Source organism: Calyptranema fuscum S582 (genome assembly GCF_055793305.1).
The window spans coordinates 71,701-89,728 of sequence record NZ_JBSLYH010000034.1 but is presented as its reverse complement, the minus strand read 5'-3'; the positions used below and the strand labels follow the sequence as shown (position 1 = coordinate 89,728).

Sequence of the window (18,028 nt, the reverse complement as noted above, 5' to 3'; positions counted from 1 at the left end):
TCCCCCATCTCCCGTTCGGCAACGCTCACGGCAACGCCCATCTCCCCTGACTCCGGAACCTGGCACCCGTAACATATCGCCAAACGAGCAGAGGATTACGTTCGGCAGACCGGCAAGGGCGATCGCTGTGTCAATGATCTCGGCGGAAGTGACGCAGACGGGACACCCAGGTCCATGAATCAGAGTGATTTCGGTTGGCAGAAGGGTATCGATGCCAAATTTGACGATGGCGTGGGTCTGTCCGCCACAAATTTCCATAATTGACCAGGGGCGCGTGGTAATTGCCGCAATCTCTGCGGCAACTTTTTGCACCCGTTGGGCATCCCGATATTCGTCAACAAATCTCATGGACATGTAGCGCTTCGCGCTTAGATAGACTACGGTTGTTGTGTGAGAGCCGTGCTGAGCGCGGCTCTCACACAACAACTTGTACTTTACACAATTGAGAATTGCTATAGTTTACTAGGACTTATGCAGTTGGATAGATTTTGCACAGACTAAGCCGCGCAAAATCTATCTAAAATTCAGGACGAAACCCTGTTTACAACAGTGATTCATGCATCAAGTGGGTGGGCAGGTGGAAGGTTTGAATCGCCTTCATATACTGTACCCGTTCAAATTCGCTGGGGTTAGGACAATTGAGCTGGCTCATGCAACCTTGCAACTGATGAACGGAACCATAATCATTCTCGTTCATCCAGTTGTATAGTTCGCGTTCAATATCGCGTAAATGTTCGATGCCGTGTCGTAAGAGTGAACTGACAATCATCGTTACTTTTGCACCTGCCATTAACATACGAATCACATCCATTCCGTGTTGTATCCCCCCCGTTGCGGCAAAATCTGCGTTGACTCGTCCGTATAAAATAGCAATCCAACGCATGGGCAACCGCATATCTTGAGGCGTACTGAGTAACACATTCGGGCGTACTTCCAGCGCTTCAATATCAATATCGGGTTGATAAAAACGATTAAACAAAACCAACCCATTCGCACCTTCGAGGGTCAAGCGTTTCGCCATGTTTGCCAGGTTGGTGAAGTAGGGGCTGAGCTTGACGGCAAAAGGAATATTCACCGCCGCTCTGACAGAACGAACGACATCCAAATATTGCTGTTCGATTTCGCCACTGGTGAGATCGAGATCAGTCGGAATGGAGTACAGATTTAATTCCAGGGCATCGGCTCCAGCCTGCTCAATCTGGCGAGCATACCCGATCCAGCCGCCCGGAGTTGCGCCGTTGATGCTGGCAATAATGGGGATTTTGACCAATTCTTTGGCGCGGTTAATATGCTTCAAATAGCGTTCTGGTCCGATATGAAAGATTTGCGGTTCCGGAAAGTAGGTGAGCGATTCGGCATAGCTTTCCACCCCCTGATTTAAGCGATGATGCAATTCTAAAGCATCCATTTCAATCTGTTCTTCAAATAGTGAATGCAACACAATAGCAGAGGCACCGGCATCTTCCATCCGCATCAGATTGCCCAAATCTTCTGTCAGGGGAGCCGCTGCCCCTACGACCAGAGGCGATCGCAATTCCAGTCCCATGTAGGTCGTCGTTAAATCCATGATGATTTCTCCTTAGAGAATTCCCAATTACAAATCGCCCAAACGGGGCGGGGTTTGCCAATGATCTGAGCTTGCACCTGGAGGATATTGGCAAAACCCGTCCTGATAGCCATGCCTAAAAATCTCACGACAAAGGCTGAAAGCAAGGAGGCGGGGGACTCTGTCCCCCTTATCTCCTGGGTAAGATGGTTAAGACATTGGCATGACACTGTATCCTTCAGGTTTGTGCTGGATGAGATGATGAGGGGTGGCGTGCTGCCAGATATTGATACATCTGCCAGCGGGTATTAACGTCCATTTGTGCTTGTTGCATCAGTTGTTTGGCATCTTCTGGTTTACTCAGCGTCAGCATCTTGAAGCGATTTTCGTTATACATCGTCTGTTCGACACTGAGTTTGGGCGATCGCGAATCCAATACCAACGGATTTTCACCCTGGTCAGCACGACGCGGATCATAACGATAGAGCAACCAGCGACCGGATTCTACTGCTGCTTTTTGGTGCTGCATACCGCTTTGCATATCAATTCCATGAGCAATGCAGTGAGAATACGCAATGATCAACGAGGGTCCCTCATAGGATTCAGCTTCCAGGAAGGCTTTGAGCGTTTGCTCATCCCGCGCCCCCATTGCCACACTCGCCACATAGACATTGCCATAGGTCATTGCCATCAAGCCCAAGTCTTTCTTGGGAGCAGGCTTACCCCCTGCTGCAAATTTAGCAACTGCTCCTCGTGGCGTGGCTTTTGACATTTGTCCGCCCGTGTTGGAATAGACTTCGGTATCGAGCACCAAAATGTTGACATTGCGACCGCTGGCAAGAACGTGATCTAACCCGCCATAGCCAATGTCATACGCCCAACCGTCACCCCCAATCAGCCAAATACTCTTTTTCACCAGGTAGTCAGCCAGCGATCGCAAGCTGAGCAGTTTGTTCCTCAGCAAGGGCTGGACGATTGTTTCTGACGCATTGGCAGACGCATCTGTGCCAACGGTAACACGGGGGCGATCGCTAGCATCCAGGGCCCGCAACCAATCATCTAAACATTCTTTGAGAGCGGCAACCCGTTGTCGCTGTTCGACGATATCCGCTTCATCGATTTGTTGGGCATTGAGAATCGCCGTAGCCAGATCAATCGGTAATGCTGAACTACCATTCATCCCCAGCGATAATTCTTGTAACAACTCTTTGGCATACTGATTGTGTTTGTCAACCGAAACGCGGAACCCCAAACCGAATTCTGCATTATCTTCAAACAACGAATTTGACCAGGAAGGACCCCGTCCTGCCGCATTGTGCGTCCACGGTGTAGTCGGTAGGTTGCCACCATAAATGGAGGAACAGCCTGTGGCATTTGCTACCATCATGCGATCGCCAAATAATTGCGTGACCAGCTTTAAGTAAGGGGTTTCACCGCAGCCACCGCACGCCCCAGAAAATTCAAACAGCGGCTCTTGCATTTGCTGTTGAGCAATTTTATGCAAATTCAAGTAACGGCGATCGGGATTGGGCAACTCTAAAAAGAAGTTCCAATTCTCCCGCTCCTGGTCGCGTAGGGGCAATTGCGGTGCCATATTGATCGCTTTCTTACGCGGTTCTGCCCGATTCTTCGCCGGACACACATTGACGCAGACCCCACAGCCTGTGCAGTCTTCTGCGGCTACTTGAATGGTAAATTTTAGATTCGTCCAATCGTGATCTTTGGCAGCTGCCGATTTAAACGTTGCAGGGGCATGCGCTAATTGCTCTGCTTCATATACTTTCGATCGAATCGTGGCATGGGGACACACCATGACGCATTTACCGCATTGCACACATACATCTGGATCCCACACCGGAATATCGGCAGCAATATTGCGTTTTTCCCATTGAGACGTCCCACTGGGGTAGGTGCCATCAATCGGCAAGGCACTCACCGGCAACTCATCCCCTTGCCGCGCCATCATCTTGCCCAATACCTCACGAATAAACGCAGGAGCCGTATCGGGGATGGGTGAAGCAAGCGCAGCAGAGGCAGAGGCATCCGGTTGGGGATACGCGTTGTAATCGACTTGATGCAGATTTTCCAGGGTTTGATCGACCGCTTTTAGATTCATCTGCACCACCGCTTCACCCTTTTTGCTATAGGACTTGCGGATCGAGGTCTTGATTTGTGCGATCGCTTCATCACGGGGTAGCACGCCAGCAACGGCAAAGAAGCAGACTTGCATCACCGTATTGATATGTCCACCCATACCGGCTTCACGAGCCACATGGGACGCATCAATCACATAGACATTGAGGTGCTTGGCAATAATGGCTTGTTGCAAGCTAGGGGATAAATGCTGCCAGCTATCAGTAGGGCTAAAGGGGCTGTTGATTAATAGGACACTACCTGGCTGCGCTGCACTGAGTAAATCAAACTTTTCAACAAATTCCCATTGGTGACAGGCGACAAAATTAGCACTGTTGATCAAATAGGTAGCCCGGATCGGTTGCGGACCAAAGCGCAGATGGGATACCGTGACCGAACCCGATTTTTTCGAGTCATAGACGAAGTAGCCCTGAGCATAATTGTCTGTTTCTTCGCCAATGATCTTGATTGAGTTTTTGTTCGCCCCGACGGTTCCATCAGAACCCAGACCATAGAAGATGGCACGAACCACACTATCTGGCTCAGTAGAAAAGGTTGGATCAACCTCTAGCGACGTAAAGGTGACATCATCGGTAATACCCACAGTGAAATGATTCAGCGGATTCACCTGAGACAGGTTATCAAACACTGCTTTCACCATTGCCGGGGTAAATTCTTTCGACGATAAACCATAGCGTCCCCCAACAATATTCGGCAACGATCGATGAGGCGTTACTTCTAAAGCTGTCTCTTCCCCAGCCGCAACGACGTGTAAATCAGAACGACTACGAGCTTCATGGAATGCATTGACGATATCTAAATACAGCGGTTCGCCTGCACTCCCCGATTCTTTGCACCGATCTAAAACAGCGATCGCCTTTACACTTTGCGGAATAGACTGAAGTAATTGCAACGTATCAAACGGACGATAAAGCCGCAGCTTCAGCACACCCACTTTTTCGCCCTGAGCATTAAGGGCATCTACTGTTTCATGGGCTGCTTCACAACCCGACCCCATCAACACTACAACCCGCTCAGCGTGGGGATCGCCATAATATTCATACAAACGATATTGCCGTCCGGTGAGGCGAGCAAATTCATCCATCGCCTGTTGCACAATATCCGAACAAAGGGTGTAATACCGATTCACTGTTTCCCGTGCCTGGAAGTAAACATCGGGGTTTTGTGCAGTTCCCCGAATCACGGGACGGTCAGGAGTTAATGCCCGTGCCCGATGCGCCAGAATCAGATCATTGGGAATATAGGTGCGTAACTCTTCATCGTCAAGTAGTTCAATTTTTTGAATTTCATGGGACGTACGGAACCCATCAAAAAAGTGTAAGAACGGAATCCGCGATTCCAATGTGGCACGTGTGGCGATCGCAGCAAAATCCTGCGCCTCCTGCACCGATGCCGAACACAACAACGCGCAGCCCGTCGCCCGAACTGCCATCACATCGCTATGATCTCCAAAAATCGATAGACCCTGTGCCGCAAGCGATCGCGCTGCCACATGTAATACCGCAGCAGTCAGTTCTCCCGCAATTTTGTAGAGGTTGGGGATCATTAACAGCAACCCCTGCGATGCCGTAAAAGTCGTGGTCAGCGATCCAGATTGCAAAGCCCCATGTACAGCTCCCGCCGCGCCAGCTTCGCTTTGCAACTCAACAATCGAAGGAACCGTACCCCATAAATTGGATTGCTGAGCCGATGCCCACGCATCCGCCCATTCACCCATCGGTGAAGCAGGTGTAATTGGATAGATAGCAATAACTTCATTCAAACGATAAGCAATACGGGCAACGGCTTCATTGCCATCGACGGTTGCAAAGATTGGCGATCGCATAGTTGAATCCTCTTTGCGTCTCTCAGGTGCATTGCAGCTTCAGAAGTGAACTCATTGAGAACATGTTGTCTCATTCAAAAGCTGCACTATCTAGAATCTAGATCGCAATTGTGAGGATCTTGCGAGGGTACGATCGGTAAATCGAAAGAAAGTCTTAAGGAATAAAATACACGGGTAGAGGTGGCAAATCACGTGTGCAGATGCACCGAGATGGTTCGTCAGCCAGCTTCAACCGGGCATGCTATCACGTCCAGTTTGTGAGTGTATCATGTATAGTAACAAACAATATCGTTACACCCTTGAGTGAAGATGGGACTGCAAATCTCAATCTCTGACTCCATTGTGCAAGCTCTTCGATTACCTGAGCAGCGAATTGAACCGGAACTGCGTAAGGAGTTAGCTGTTGCTCTTTACACGCAAGATATTCTCTCCTTTGGTAAAGCACGAGAACTAGCTGAGATGGATATCTATGAATTTGGAAAACTCCTTGCGCTTCGTGGAGTGGTAAGGCATTACGGTTTTGCAGAATTAGATGACGATTTAACCTATGCCCGTCGTGAGTAATACGTCACCCATCCTAAATTTGGCGATCGTCAATCAGCTTAAATGTCTAAATCAGCAGTTTGGTGAGGTTCTGATTCCAAGTGCCGTATTGGACGAATTGAAAATCCATGAAGAGCGACCTGGTTCTCAAGCCATTCGTGAGGCAATGACATTGGGTTGGATTCGAAGCCAGAAGGTAAGTAATGAAACCTTTGCTCAACTTCTGAAGCAGACATTGGATCGAGGAGAGGCTGAAGCGATCGCCCTTGCCATTGAGCTTGAAGCAGATTGGACGCTTTTAGATGAACGTGAAGGTAGAAAGGTGGCGAAATCTTTAGGGTTGAATGTAACGGGAATTCTAGGAATTTTACTTCGGGCTAAGCAACGAGGTGAAATCGAAGCTTTACAACCTGTAATTGACAATCTCGTAGATAAAGCTGGATTCCGGATTGCACCAGAATTATTAGCTCAAATCTTGACCCAGTAGAACAAATTTAATACAAAAGGATACGAAGAATATGGTTCTCAGATTCAAATGAGCGATCGCACATCTCAGCCTCGACAAAGGGCGATCGCCCTCATAGGTTCTCAATGAATTCTTCCACTGTAACTTGTGCTTGCTTAAGAATGCTGCTCAGTGTTCCAATCTTCAACTCTCGATGCATCGGAACAACGCAGCCAATGCTGCCGCCGTCTACAGCTGCTTTCTTCATCACGACGTGGCTACCCGTTTGCCGCACTTGTTCGAAGCCTAAACGCTCTAGTGCCCGAATCGCATCTCTGCTTGAGATTCGTGGCAACTTAGGCATAGCTGACCTCAATACTTGTGACTAATCTCTGAGACGTTTCAGGTACAGGAAATTCTTCTAAGTAAAGCCGTGTCGCCTCCTTTAGACCAGCGATCGCCTGCTCAATTGTTTCACCCTGATCAACGGTGCCGACTTCTGGGCATTCAGCAATATACATATCATCTTCTTTGTGAAGGATAACTGTAAGAATGCGCGTTTTCATGGCTGATTCAAATAAGGTTTTCCTATGCTCAAGATAGCACGCTCATCTTTATGAACGTATAGCTTCTATCGCTTCTATCATAATGCGATCGCACATCTCAGCTTCGACAAAGGGCGATCGCAGGGGTCGAATTAACTTGTAATGAGAGGTTGATGATTGCAGATCCGTATGAACATTTAGAGAGAGCTTGAGTCATTCGATCTCTCTATAAAGATTGACTCACTCTACCTCTTGATGCCGATGAGAATCACCGTCCTCCCACGCAAAAATAGTAGCGTGAACTACAAAATTCAATCCACGAATGCACGTGTTGATGCTTGCAGCGTGGTAGGAGGAAACAATGGCTTTAGGACATCACAAGCGGGCAGTTGGAACATTCACAAGCTACCAGGCAGCTGAAACGGCTCTGCGTGAGCTCCAAGATAGTGGCTTTTCGATGAATCAAGTTTCAATCGTGGGTCGGGATATTGACCGTGATAGCACTCTAGCAGGTGCAAACGCTGGCGATCGCGTTTCCGATGCAGGTCGTCGTGCAGCCCATGATACCGAAGCAGATGAAGGTGCCAAAGTGGGTGCAGCGACCGGGGGTACACTGGGTGGCTTGACGGGTCTACTGGTCGGCTTGGGCGTGTTGGCGATCCCTGGTGTGGGTCCCATTATGCTAGGTGGTGCAGCGGCAACCGCATTAGCAACCGCGATTTCGGGTAGCGTAATTGGTGCTGCTGCCGGAACGTTGCTGGGTGGCTTAGTTGGCTTAGGCATCCCTGAAGACCGGGCTAAGGTCTACAGCGATCGCGTATCGGCTGGAGACTACATGGTAATGGTAGATGGTTCAGATGACGAAATTCACCGTGCTGAAGCGATCCTCAATCGTCGGGGCATTCAAGAATGGGGTATTTATGATGCTCCAACTCAGGCAAGGGCTGATTCTACCACGTCTCCTCTCAACCCAGCTCGTCACGATTCTTTGATTTAGCGTGCTAAGGACTCATTCTCACTCTCATCACAGAGTTCGCTTAAATCATGTTTTTGGAGGTTTTTAAGATGAATCGAATTATGCCTTGGTTGCTAGGTGGGGTTCTAATGGCTGCTGTATCAGCATGCAGCACTGCCAGGACTACTGCTGATGCACCTAATTCAACAGACCAGAATGGTCAAGTGCCGACGGAGCAAGATGCTCAAAGCGCACAAAATGATGCTCAAAGCGACGTACGTCAAAGACAGCTAGACTCAGATATCCGTGCGAATGAGCAACGCAATAACGCCACGGGTGGCGATGAGATACGGACTGATGGAGCTCTACAAAGTGAAGTCCGCAGCAAGTTGGAAGCTAACATCCCGGACGGGAATCTTACCGTAGATGCCAAGGATGGCGTTGTGACAGTCGCTGGAACAGTGCCAACCCAAGAGCAACTGGATAAGATTGAATCATTAGCGATGGAGATTAAGGGTGTCCAAACAGTTGATGTGCAAGCCACTGTTGCGCCTGCACAATAGGAAGCCAGGCAACCCATTACATCACGCTGGATTAGTTGTTAATGGGGCATAACACGTAGCGTACGAGACATCCATTAGTGCGATCGCTCGTTAATAGGTAGGGTCTGTTTGTGTAACAACGGCAGACCCTATTTGTTTGCGATCGCATTACGTACGGCTATGGATGGACACGCGCTGGATCAGAGTCAAAATAATTTAAGGTTTGCTCTGCTTCTTGGGGGTCAACAATACTCAAGGCAAAGCCAACATGCACGATCACATAATCATTTACCTGGGCGTCAGGGAGATAGGCAAGGCTAACTTCTTTTTGCACACCAGCAAAGCTAACTTTACCAGTCCGCCATAAACTATCGTTTTCATAGCCTGGGACATGGCTGATACTGACGATTTTTCCGGGAACAGCAAGACACATCAGGGTTAATCTCCAAGGTTAGGGATAGAGTTGGCGCAGAGCGCCGAGAATTTGTCCGATCGCAATACCACCATCGTTGGTGGGTAGATGATGATGAAAGACGGGAATAAACCCAGCTGCACGAAGGCTGTTCAGACTGCGTTCCAGTAAATAGCGATTTTGAAAACAGCCCCCCGTCAACGCAATATGCTGAATCATAGGATATTGCAGGCGGATGGATTGAGCGATCGCCACCATTGCCGCAACTAAAGTGTTATGAAACTTGGTGGCTATCAGAGTAGTGGATTCACCAGCTTGCAAGTCGTCTAACACCGCCATGACCATAGGCTGATAGTCCAGAATCATGGGCGGAGAAACAACCTCAGATTTCTGATTCGATGACGTTGCATCACACAGGATATAAGGATAACAGTCATCACTGGGATTGGGGGGTATGGCAAACTCCAGTTGCATGGCGGCTTGCCCTTCAAAGCTAGCCCGATGGCAGAGATTCAGCAGAGCGGCGATCGCATCAAACAAACGTCCCACACTAGACGTCAAAGGGGCATTCAACCCCTGATTGAGCATGGTTTTTAGCATACTTCTCTCTGTCCTGGAAAAGGCTTGAAGCAGGGCTACATCATTACGTTCAAACAACGCTTCACCCCAACATGCATACAATACCCCTAGAGCGGTACGACGAGGCTCTTTGACCGCTTGTTCGCCACCCGGCAACGGGAAGGGACGGAGATGGGCAACTCGTTCAAATCCGGCGGGGGTTGAAGGTCGCTCTGGAATTAACAGAAATTCTCCGCCCCAAATTGTGCCATCTAATCCATAGCCCGTACCATCCCAGGCGATGCCCAAAACGGGGGGTTGAAGCTGGTTATCTGCCATGCAAGACAAAACATGGGCATAGTGGTGTTGAATGGGTAATATCGCCGCTGGATCTGTCTCACAGTGAATCGAAAAAGTTCGGGCAAATTGGCTAGAAACATAATCTGGATGAGCATCACAGGCGATCGCTTCAGGTTGTGTTTCATACAGCGTGAGCAATTGATCCACAGCATTCTGGAATCGTTCTAATGTTTGGGGATTGTCTAGATCGCCTAGATGCTGGCTCGCAATCATTTGCTGTTGCACCGATAGAGCAATGGTGTTTTTCAGATGGGCACCGACAGCCAAGATGCTGGCAGAGGGCGATCGCGGCTCATGGGAAATAAAAACAGGTAGCGGGGCATACCCTCTGGCACGACGTAAGACAACGGGTTGATCTTGAATGACCCGGACAATCGAATCATCGACCGGACGGGCAATCGGACGGTTGTGAACCAGAAAGATATCAGCAATTCCGCCCAAGTCTTGCAGGGCTTGCCGTTCATCGATACACATCGGTTCGCTAGAACGGTTGCCGCTGGTCGCTACAATCGGAAAACCCAAGTCTGCCAGCAACAAATGGTGTAATGGGGTGTAGGGCAGCATGGCTGCCAAATAAGGATTATTGGGTGCAACAGCAGGAGCGATCGCTTCTCCACCTAAATTATCGGAACGACGAGCCACTAAAACAATCGGGGCTTCGGCTGCACTCAGCACGGATGATTCTGATTCAGACACCTGGCAATAGTGTTGAATCTGCGCTAAAGATGCAAACATGACCGCAAGCGGTTTGTCAGGTCGGTGTTTGCGCTGACGTAAGGTTTGCACGGCTGATGGATTGCGGGCATCTACCACCAGATGAAAGCCTCCCAACCCCTTGATAGCCACTACGTGTCCCTGACGAATGGCATCCGCTGTTTGGCTCAATGCTTGATCATGGGTTGATAACACTTCACCCTGCTGATTCCACAGTTCTACATGAGGACCGCAATAAGGACAGGCATTCGGTTGAGCATGGAAGCGTCGATCTAAGGGATTGGTATATTCGGCTTGACACACAGGGCACATAGGAAAGTGCCGCATGGTGGTGTTGGGGCGATCGTAAGGCAGCGATCGCAAAATGCTGAAGCGGGGTCCGCAATGGGTACAGTTGGTAAAGGGATAGCGATAGCGGCGATCGCCTGGATCCAACAATTCTTTCAGACAGGCGGGACAGGTTGCCAGATCCGGCAGAATCACTGCCGATTTAGAGTGGGTTAAATCCGGGGTTGAAGTATGAATTTCAAACTGCTCAAAGCCTTGTGGGGATTGCGATCGCACGTCGAGATGGTGAATCGTGCAATGGGGTGGTTTATCATGCTGCAATTGCTGTATGAAAGTATCAAGTTGGAGGGGATCGCCTTCAATGGCGATCGCCACCCCCTGACTGGTATTAGTCACCCATCCTTTGAGTCCCAATTCCATCGCCAGCCCATAGACAAACGGACGAAACCCTACTCCCTGAACCGTTCCCTGAACCGTCAGATACAAGCATTGAATCAGTGAGTTGGCGATCGTCATGGGAGGAAGGCGTTAAAAAATGTTAGGACAATCGAGTTATAACAGCAACTACTGCACTCTATGGGTCAGCTTCCAGCCTTTAGGCATCTGCCAATGGTGGAAGGCACGCTTGCGAAGCTCTTCGGCAATTAACAAGATGGGGGGACACAACAGCAAAACTAACCATTGCCAGGGGGGCAACGGTGCAGTAAAGAAAATCATTCTCAACGGGGGAATAGTAATAATCGCCCACATCAGGAGCCATTCTGCGGCAATGCCGATCCAGATCATACGATTGCTCAAGAATCCCAGGCGCAAGATCGAGTTTCGTTCAGTGCGACAAGCAAAAACATTCCCGGTCTGACCTGCGACGATCGCCGCTAGAGTCAGGGTTGTTGCCTGGACATAAATTGCCATTGTGGCAGCATCAGCAGTGTGCGCCAAAATCTCAGGACTGACAGCTTGCAATTCCGCGAGTCCATACCCATAACTTTTCCACACCAGGAAAAACGCCGCCATACTCAAGGCACCTTCAATCACGCCCAAAAAACCGTAGGCGCGGAGCAGCAGAAACCCATCCAGGAGTGGTTTATTTTTAGCACGGGGAGGTTGTAGCATGGTGCCCGCTTCCGCCCGTTCTGCCCCCAATCCCAGAGCCGGCAACATATCTGTGCCTAAATCGACCGCTAGAATTTGCATAATCACCAGAGCTGGCGGAATTTTTAGAGCAACCATGGCTAAAAAGGGAACCACCTCTGGCACATTCGAAACCAGAATGTAGGTGATAAATTTGCGAATGTTTTGGTAAACGGCTCGCCCCTGCTCGACCGCCGCCACAATCGTCGCGAAGTTATCATCGAGCAATACAATATCCGCAGATTCGCGGGCTACATCAGTACCGTTCAACCCCATGGCAATCCCAATATTGGCGGCGCGCAGGGCTGGGGCATCATTAACGCCATCGCCTGTGACGGCGACCACGTGACCCACATCTTTGTATGCCTGCACCAACCGCAGCTTATGTTCGGGTGACATGCGGGCAAACACTAGCCCCGAACGATATTTTACAATCTGCCGCAACTGAGCATCCGATAGGTGTCCCATGCCTTCGCCAGTCACAACACGGGCTTTGTCTTGAACTAGCCCGATGCGACGGGCGATCGCCTCTGCGGTTAAACCATAGTCACCTGTCACCATCGTCACCGCAATACCAGCTTGATGACACTGGGCGATCGCCTCTGGCACTTCTGGGCGCGGCGGGTCAAACATTGCCGCCAATCCAATGAAGGTGAGGTGATGCTCTAGTTCTTGCGATCGCTGATCGATCATATCTGCTTCGCCCTTCCGCGCCGCCAAACCCAGCACCCGATAGCCCTGTTCTGCCAGAGCATCATTGGCAGCAGTGACTTCGGCATAGTCAGCATCGGTGAGGTCTTGAATCTGACCATTCCGCAACATAAATTGGCAATGACGCAATACTTCTAAAGGCGCGCCTTTGGTGAAACTGAGATAGCGATGTTCATTTGCCCACAGCTTCGACAGATGCCAATCCAATACCACCGTCATCATCCGGCGACGGGAATCAAACGGCACTTCTCGAACCCGAGGCGCTTGTTTTTGTAAGGTTTCAGGCTGTAATCCGGCTTTGATTGCGGCTACCAGTAAAGCGGCTTCGGTCGGGTCACCAATCTCTTGCCAACGACTCGGGCCCGTCAGATGCACCAGACGTGCATTGGAACAGAGCGCCGCCCCAGCCAGCAACAGTTCGACCTGCCAGGGCGCGTCTAATGTCTTCGGGATCTGCACCTCCCCGGCGTTGGGATCATAGCCTGCCCCGGTGACCTCGATCGCTGTAGATAGAAGATTAGTGGGATGAAGTTGACCGGGCACCCAGAGATTGCGAACCGTCATTTCATTTTTGGTCAGCGTTCCCGTTTTATCCGTACAGATCACCGTCGTCGCACTCAGGGTTTCCACTGCCGAAAGCCGACGCACCAGGGCATTCCGACGTGCCATCCGCTGCACTCCCAATGCCAGAGAAAGCGTCACGGTGGGCAACAAGCCTTCAGGCACCAACGCGACGATAATGCCAATGGCAAACACAAAGCTTTCTTTAACCTCCATGCCCACTAGCAACAAGGTCAGCAGAAAGACAAGAATCCCCATACCCACCGCGATCGCCGTAATCACCCGGACGATATGGCTGATCTGCACCTCCAGCGTACTGGGTTCGCGTTTGACCATCGTTGTCAGGTGCGCCACATGCCCAAATTCTGTTTGTGCCCCCGTTGCATAGACCACCGCCACACCCCGCCCAGCAGACACACTGGCTCCAGCCAGTACCAGATTTGCCAATTCTGACGGGTGTACTCGTTCTTGCATCGGCTGTTCACCGGCATGGGGCAGGGGTTGTCCGGCACGCACCGCCGCCACTTTACGCGGTCGAACCGGATGCGGGTTTCGAGCAACGGGCAACGATTCCCCGGTCATCACTGACAGATCGATGTATAGACTTTCTGCCGAAATCAGACGGGCATCCGCAGAAATGCGATCGCCTTCCTCCAGTTGCACCACATCTCCGCGCACCAATTCTCGCGCTGGAATCAGGGTTAGTTCACCATCTCGATAGACTTTGATTTGCATTGGCAACACTTTCTTTAAAGCTGCCAGTGCTTGCTCTGCTTGATATTCTTGCCAAAAACTAAAGCCTGCATTAATCCAAATCACTGCCCAAATCGCCCAACCCAACTGCGGCGTATTTGAGATAAATGCCAGAATCCCAGCCACCCACAATAACAACGCCATAAAATGGGTGAGCTGATCAACAAACCGTAGCCAGAGGGGGCGTTGGGGCGGTTCGGGCAACTCATTGGCACCATAGCGTTGCAATCGCAACTCTGCTTCCGACTGCGTCAAGCCTTGACTGGAGGTGTCTAAGTTAGCGTAAACATCCTCTGGCGTAAGCATCCAAATTGGCTGATGATTCTGCATACGGCATGACCGATCCTGTCTAGGTAGATGGCTTTTGCCCTCACCCCCTTAGTCCCCTGGTTGAAGGATTGAAGCTATGAGTGGAATTCTGATACAGCTTAAAAGTTCTGCTTCGATCCCCCTGACGTCTGACATTGAAGTCTGATATGGCTCTACGCAATTTAGTTAAGACATTAGGGGGGTGGGGGCGGTGCCCCCACGCAGGGGTTTCACCCCTGCACCCCGTCCTAACCCTAATGCGTACCGCTATATTAAGAACTTGCATGCCAATGAAATACTTGCGGTGCGTTACGGCTAGCGCCTCACACACCCTACGAAGGGGGATAGGATTGACTAAGAGCAAGGATTAAGGCATGAAGATTATTTTGCTAAAGGAGACGTAAACGCCGCATCAAAGGCATTGATCAAATAGCGATACCAAAGCTCAAGGTTATCGCCACCCCGCGCAGAGATCTCGAAAATCTGGGCTTGAGGCGCAACCCGTTGGATGTTGGCGATCGCCAGGTCGCGATTAAACCCCACCGCATCGGCAATATCGATTTTAGTCAGGATAACCACATGGGCAGTTTTAAACATCGTCGGATATTTCAGCGGCTTGTCTTCTCCTTCGGTGACGGATAGCAGCACGACCCGCAGAGTTTCCCCTAAATCATACGCTGCCGGACAGACGAGATTGCCGACATTCTCGATCACCAGTAGATCAAGGTCATCCAGATCCAGTTGGTTCATTGCCCGAGCAATCATATCCGCTTCCAGATGACAGGCATGACCCGTAGTGATTTGGATTGCAGGTGCGCCAGCCTGACGGAGCCGTTGAGCATCATTGTCCGTTTCCAGATCACCCACGATCACACCCAGCTTCAGCGATCGCGCCTCTACGTCAGACGTGCGATCGCTCAGATCATGGCTCATGCGCTCTAACAACGCCGTTTTGCCCGATCCGGGTGACGACAGCAGATTCAATACCAGCAATCGTTTTGCCTGAAGATAGCCCCGGTTACGCTCCGCAATGCGATCGTTTTTCGACAGGAGTGCCGTATGAATGTCAATTGTTTTGGAATTCACGACAGTATGACCATTGACTGAGGCTGAGTGGTCGTCAGTGGCGGGTGTCAGGTCGTGACGGTGCGCCGAAGCATCCTGAGAGTGTGCGTCATGCTCATGGGGGTGGGCTCCATGAGCATGGGGATGGACATGATGATGCGAATGGGGGTGAGGGTGAGCCTGGAGAGATGACCCCTCCCCGTGGATGCCCACCTCCGAAACATTGCTACAGCCGCAATCCTGGCACATATCAAGAAACCTCCATTGAGGCGAGTTCGAGTTCTTTGCCCTGACGCAAATCGGTACATAGCCGATGGCAGATCGGACACTCGTCTATCCAATCGATGGGCTGAAAATCTTGCTGACAATCGGGACAATGGCAAATGGCAGGGAGCCGATCGATCACAAGGTGTGCCCGGTCGGCGATCGTTCCCTGGACGACGACATCAAACGCAAAGGAGAGCGCCTCTGGCTCCACTCCCGATAACTGACCAATTCGTAACGTCATCTGATGAATTTGGGTTGCACCCTGACGCTGAGCATACGCCAGAGCGATCTCCAGAGTGTTTTGCATGATGCCAACTTCGTGCATAAGACTATGACTGCTTAATGTGTGAATTCGCTCGTTGCGCTATACGTCGTACATGCGAGCTTCTAGCGCATCGGGAAACTCATCACAGTAGTCAGTCAACGCTGTATGTTCTGCTTTATTGGCGCGTTGATGGGCAGCTTCGGCTTCTAACTCTTCGACAATATCCCAGGCAACAGCCGCTTTGGTAGAAGTCGCACCATAGGTTTTAGAAGTAGCACGGGCTTCCGCGATCGCCGCTTGAATCCGATCATCGAGAGACGTAACATCAGAAAAAGAATTAGACGAGAAAGACTCGATCGTTTTCATAACAAACCTTCCTTAATCAACATGAGGGTCAATGTGAACATGAAGCGGTGATAGACCTCTCCCATTCATAGTATTCACCGGGAGATGCAGGAGAATTCAGCCATTGCTTAAGTTTGGTTAAGGCAAGCGTGACCGCTGTCTGGGTGACTGGTGAGAAGACTTCCCCGAACTCAAAATCAACGGCTGGGATCAAAATTTGGTAAGCATTGGGGCTGCGTTGATAGAGCGCTTCTGTTAAACGCAGTAGGGAACCGGGACTGGCATAGTGCCCGGTGAAACTTTCGGCAGCATGGGCGGGCAAGGATTCGATCGCGAGTTCAGCAACTGTGGTTGCCGCATCGACAAAAATGACGATCTCAGACTGGGCGATCGCCTCTGCTAAATCGGGCGTGAGTTGGTGTACAGCCAGCGATCGCACCTGAGCCAAATTCCAGCTTTCTACCACGGCTGCAATATGGTATCCGGCTCCGTCATCGCTACGCAGGGTATTGCCATAGCCAATGATCAGATAGGGGGTGGCGATCGCGTTAACAGTATTCAATCAACACCTCTTTTTGTTTACTTCTGAGAAATTGTACGAGTCCTTCAATCAAACTTCTGCGGATCGAAATATTTTTGGGGAGGAGAGGATTTTGGTAGAACTCATTAATACTTTGACCCACTAGAAATAGGATGGAATCAGCTTGCAACATCTCTCTGGCTAGGAGATAAGCACCGTTATGGTCAAACGGTAATCGACTTAAATCGCAATCACAATTTTTGACATACTCGGTTGCTTTTGAAATGGTGAGAATTCCTTCGGTTACTAAGTCGATATAACTTAGAGAACCAATGGGAGGAAGATCTTTCCGAATGGTGGAAAGATCCATCTCTATTGTCTCACCCAAATGATTAGCTACAATATTGCCCGTCGTCCCGCCACAGATGACTTTGCGCCCTTTAAAGTTCAAAATCCTCTCAATATAAACTTCATCTTTGTCTCGCTCTAATGGCGGTCCTGTAAAGATAATTAACGGATTCCGTTTTCTAACATAAAGTCCTACAAACGTAGCATCATCACCAACTTCCCCTTGATAAAGGGAATAGGTCTTTTTAATCACGTCTCGAACCAGGGTTCTGGCAGTGTGCGATCGCTGAAGTAAGGTTGCTTCAATATAGTCGGCAATATTATCCCATCCCCAGCCAAAATTCAGGGTGACACCCATACCTGCGTATAACACACCGTCGCTAACTGCCCCTAAAAAATCACCTCGATCCAGAGTCCCTTCAGCAATTTTGATTTGGCGATCGAGAATATGTTCAGTCCGAGTTTTGAGGTCAACGCGCTTGCCTTTGCGAAAATAAAATGGCGGTGGGTTATCAAAATCAATGACCGTAAATTGATTGGTCTCACAGTTCACTTGAATAATAGTGAATGTGGAATAGGCAATTTTTCGAACCTGACAAATAGGTAAAGTTGCAATAATCGTTTTTAAAACTTCTTCTAACGGAATATCTGCATCTAACATCGTTAGCAAGATTTCGGTTGTCAAGGTTGCCAGGATATTGGCTTTAACTCCACTGCCTAAACCATCCGATAAAACGATCGTCACCTTCTTATCAGTTTTGTGATATTTAACCTGATCCCCACACAATTCTTCGCCCTTTTTATTCAGGCTAGAGTCGTAAATATCAATAAAATTATCAACGGTGACGGGGCAGTACATTGTGTGT

Annotated in this window: 16 protein-coding genes and 1 pseudogene; 4 read left to right on the top strand and 13 right to left on the bottom strand. The window is 49.8% G+C overall.

Annotation, left to right across the window (positions count from 1 at the left end; genetic code table 11):
• From ACR6Z4_RS21395 to nifJ, 3 genes and pseudogenes are all read right to left on the bottom strand, one after another.
• A pseudogene (locus ACR6Z4_RS21395) lies at positions 1-348 on the bottom strand (hypothetical protein); the annotation flags it as partial.
• Between the two features lie 193 nt (positions 349-541).
• The gene (locus tag ACR6Z4_RS21390) at positions 542-1,567 is read right to left on the bottom strand and encodes a dihydroorotate dehydrogenase-like protein (RefSeq protein ID WP_479719350.1); all 1,026 of its coding nucleotides are present in this window, start codon (positions 1,565-1,567) and stop codon (positions 542-544) included.
• Positions 1,568-1,784: 217 nt separating this feature from the next.
• Complete coding sequence (gene nifJ / locus ACR6Z4_RS21385) at positions 1,785-5,525, bottom strand: pyruvate:ferredoxin (flavodoxin) oxidoreductase (RefSeq protein WP_479719349.1); 3,741 nt, start codon at positions 5,523-5,525, stop codon at positions 1,785-1,787.
• Between the two features lie 309 nt (positions 5,526-5,834).
• Between nifJ and ACR6Z4_RS21380 the strand changes: the two genes are divergently transcribed.
• Both ACR6Z4_RS21380 and ACR6Z4_RS21375 read left to right on the top strand, forming a co-directional pair.
• Positions 5,835-6,089: a UPF0175 family protein gene (locus tag ACR6Z4_RS21380; RefSeq protein ID WP_479719348.1), complete on the top strand. Its 255-nt coding sequence runs from the start codon at positions 5,835-5,837 to the stop codon at positions 6,087-6,089.
• Positions 6,073-6,555 carry a PIN domain-containing protein gene (locus ACR6Z4_RS21375; protein WP_479719347.1) on the top strand — a complete coding sequence of 161 codons (483 nt, stop codon included), beginning with the start codon at positions 6,073-6,075 and terminating at the stop codon, positions 6,553-6,555. The genes ACR6Z4_RS21380 and ACR6Z4_RS21375 overlap by 17 nt, the downstream gene beginning before the upstream one ends.
• A 91-nt stretch (positions 6,556-6,646) precedes the next feature.
• On the opposite strand, the gene ACR6Z4_RS21370 is transcribed toward ACR6Z4_RS21375, so the two are convergent.
• Both ACR6Z4_RS21370 and ACR6Z4_RS21365 read right to left on the bottom strand, forming a co-directional pair.
• A complete protein-coding gene (locus tag ACR6Z4_RS21370) occupies positions 6,647-6,877 on the bottom strand; it encodes a type II toxin-antitoxin system HicA family toxin (protein ID WP_479719346.1) in 231 nt (76 codons plus the stop codon).
• Positions 6,870-7,079, bottom strand: coding sequence for a type II toxin-antitoxin system HicB family antitoxin (locus ACR6Z4_RS21365; RefSeq protein WP_479719345.1), 210 nt, complete (start codon positions 7,077-7,079; stop codon positions 6,870-6,872). Before ACR6Z4_RS21365 ends, ACR6Z4_RS21370 begins: the two co-directional genes overlap by 8 nt.
• A 340-nt stretch (positions 7,080-7,419) precedes the next feature.
• Between ACR6Z4_RS21365 and ACR6Z4_RS21360 the strand changes: the two genes are divergently transcribed.
• Both ACR6Z4_RS21360 and ACR6Z4_RS21355 read left to right on the top strand, forming a co-directional pair.
• Positions 7,420-8,055 (top strand): general stress protein, encoded by a 636-nt coding sequence (locus ACR6Z4_RS21360; RefSeq protein WP_479719344.1) that lies wholly within the window; start codon positions 7,420-7,422, stop codon positions 8,053-8,055.
• A 68-nt stretch (positions 8,056-8,123) separates the two neighbouring features.
• On the top strand, positions 8,124-8,576 hold the full coding sequence (locus ACR6Z4_RS21355) for a BON domain-containing protein (protein ID WP_479719343.1): 453 nt from the start codon (positions 8,124-8,126) through the stop codon (positions 8,574-8,576).
• Between the two features lie 157 nt (positions 8,577-8,733).
• Here ACR6Z4_RS21355 and ACR6Z4_RS21350 read toward each other — a convergent pair whose 3' ends face one another.
• The 8 genes from ACR6Z4_RS21350 to ACR6Z4_RS21315 form a co-directional block, all read right to left on the bottom strand.
• The gene (locus ACR6Z4_RS21350) at positions 8,734-8,988 is read right to left on the bottom strand and encodes a HypC/HybG/HupF family hydrogenase formation chaperone (RefSeq protein WP_479719342.1); all 255 of its coding nucleotides are present in this window, start codon (positions 8,986-8,988) and stop codon (positions 8,734-8,736) included.
• Between the two features lie 18 nt (positions 8,989-9,006).
• The gene (gene hypF, locus ACR6Z4_RS21345) at positions 9,007-11,403 is read right to left on the bottom strand and encodes a carbamoyltransferase HypF (protein ID WP_479719341.1); all 2,397 of its coding nucleotides are present in this window, start codon (positions 11,401-11,403) and stop codon (positions 9,007-9,009) included.
• 48 nt (positions 11,404-11,451) lie between these two features.
• A complete protein-coding gene (locus tag ACR6Z4_RS21340) occupies positions 11,452-14,373 on the bottom strand; it encodes a cation-translocating P-type ATPase (RefSeq protein WP_479719340.1) in 2,922 nt (973 codons plus the stop codon).
• Positions 14,374-14,733: 360 nt separating this feature from the next.
• Complete coding sequence (hypB, locus tag ACR6Z4_RS21335; RefSeq protein WP_479719339.1) at positions 14,734-15,666, bottom strand: hydrogenase nickel incorporation protein HypB; 933 nt, start codon at positions 15,664-15,666, stop codon at positions 14,734-14,736.
• A 1-nt stretch (position 15,667) separates the two neighbouring features.
• Positions 15,668-16,009 carry a hydrogenase maturation nickel metallochaperone HypA gene (hypA, locus tag ACR6Z4_RS21330; RefSeq protein WP_479719338.1) on the bottom strand — a complete coding sequence of 114 codons (342 nt, stop codon included), beginning with the start codon at positions 16,007-16,009 and terminating at the stop codon, positions 15,668-15,670.
• 39 nt (positions 16,010-16,048) lie between these two features.
• A complete protein-coding gene (locus tag ACR6Z4_RS21325; RefSeq protein WP_479719337.1) occupies positions 16,049-16,315 on the bottom strand; it encodes a CP12 domain-containing protein in 267 nt (88 codons plus the stop codon).
• Between the two features lie 28 nt (positions 16,316-16,343).
• Positions 16,344-16,856, bottom strand: a complete 513-nt coding sequence (locus ACR6Z4_RS21320) for a hydrogenase maturation protease (RefSeq protein ID WP_479719336.1) — start codon at positions 16,854-16,856, stop codon at positions 16,344-16,346.
• On the bottom strand, positions 16,843-18,021 hold the full coding sequence (locus tag ACR6Z4_RS21315; RefSeq protein ID WP_479719335.1) for a SpoIIE family protein phosphatase: 1,179 nt from the start codon (positions 18,019-18,021) through the stop codon (positions 16,843-16,845). Before ACR6Z4_RS21315 ends, ACR6Z4_RS21320 begins: the two co-directional genes overlap by 14 nt.
• Positions 18,022-18,028 lie beyond the last annotated feature (7 nt).

What these genes read in the sequence shown, in the direction of transcription:
- ACR6Z4_RS21350 (WP_479719342.1), bottom strand. Translation starts at nt 8,988, where the DNA reads ATGTGTCTTGCTGTTCCCGGAAAAATCGTCAGTATCAGCCATGTCCCA.
- ACR6Z4_RS21380 (WP_479719348.1), top strand. Translation starts at nt 5,835, where the DNA reads ATGGGACTGCAAATCTCAATCTCTGACTCCATTGTGCAAGCTCTTCGA.
- ACR6Z4_RS21360 (WP_479719344.1), top strand. Translation starts at nt 7,420, where the DNA reads ATGGCTTTAGGACATCACAAGCGGGCAGTTGGAACATTCACAAGCTAC.
- hypA (WP_479719338.1), bottom strand. Translation starts at nt 16,009, where the DNA reads ATGCACGAAGTTGGCATCATGCAAAACACTCTGGAGATCGCTCTGGCG.
- ACR6Z4_RS21355 (WP_479719343.1), top strand. Translation starts at nt 8,124, where the DNA reads ATGAATCGAATTATGCCTTGGTTGCTAGGTGGGGTTCTAATGGCTGCT.
- ACR6Z4_RS21325 (WP_479719337.1), bottom strand. Translation starts at nt 16,315, where the DNA reads ATGAAAACGATCGAGTCTTTCTCGTCTAATTCTTTTTCTGATGTTACG.
- nifJ (WP_479719349.1), bottom strand. Translation starts at nt 5,525, where the DNA reads ATGCGATCGCCAATCTTTGCAACCGTCGATGGCAATGAAGCCGTTGCC.
- ACR6Z4_RS21340 (WP_479719340.1), bottom strand. Translation starts at nt 14,373, where the DNA reads ATGCAGAATCATCAGCCAATTTGGATGCTTACGCCAGAGGATGTTTAC.
- ACR6Z4_RS21390 (WP_479719350.1), bottom strand. Translation starts at nt 1,567, where the DNA reads ATGGATTTAACGACGACCTACATGGGACTGGAATTGCGATCGCCTCTG.
- ACR6Z4_RS21370 (WP_479719346.1), bottom strand. Translation starts at nt 6,877, where the DNA reads ATGCCTAAGTTGCCACGAATCTCAAGCAGAGATGCGATTCGGGCACTA.
- hypB (WP_479719339.1), bottom strand. Translation starts at nt 15,666, where the DNA reads ATGTGCCAGGATTGCGGCTGTAGCAATGTTTCGGAGGTGGGCATCCAC.
- ACR6Z4_RS21315 (WP_479719335.1), bottom strand. Translation starts at nt 18,021, where the DNA reads ATGTACTGCCCCGTCACCGTTGATAATTTTATTGATATTTACGACTCT.
- hypF (WP_479719341.1), bottom strand. Translation starts at nt 11,403, where the DNA reads ATGACGATCGCCAACTCACTGATTCAATGCTTGTATCTGACGGTTCAG.
- ACR6Z4_RS21365 (WP_479719345.1), bottom strand. Translation starts at nt 7,079, where the DNA reads ATGAAAACGCGCATTCTTACAGTTATCCTTCACAAAGAAGATGATATG.
- ACR6Z4_RS21375 (WP_479719347.1), top strand. Translation starts at nt 6,073, where the DNA reads ATGCCCGTCGTGAGTAATACGTCACCCATCCTAAATTTGGCGATCGTC.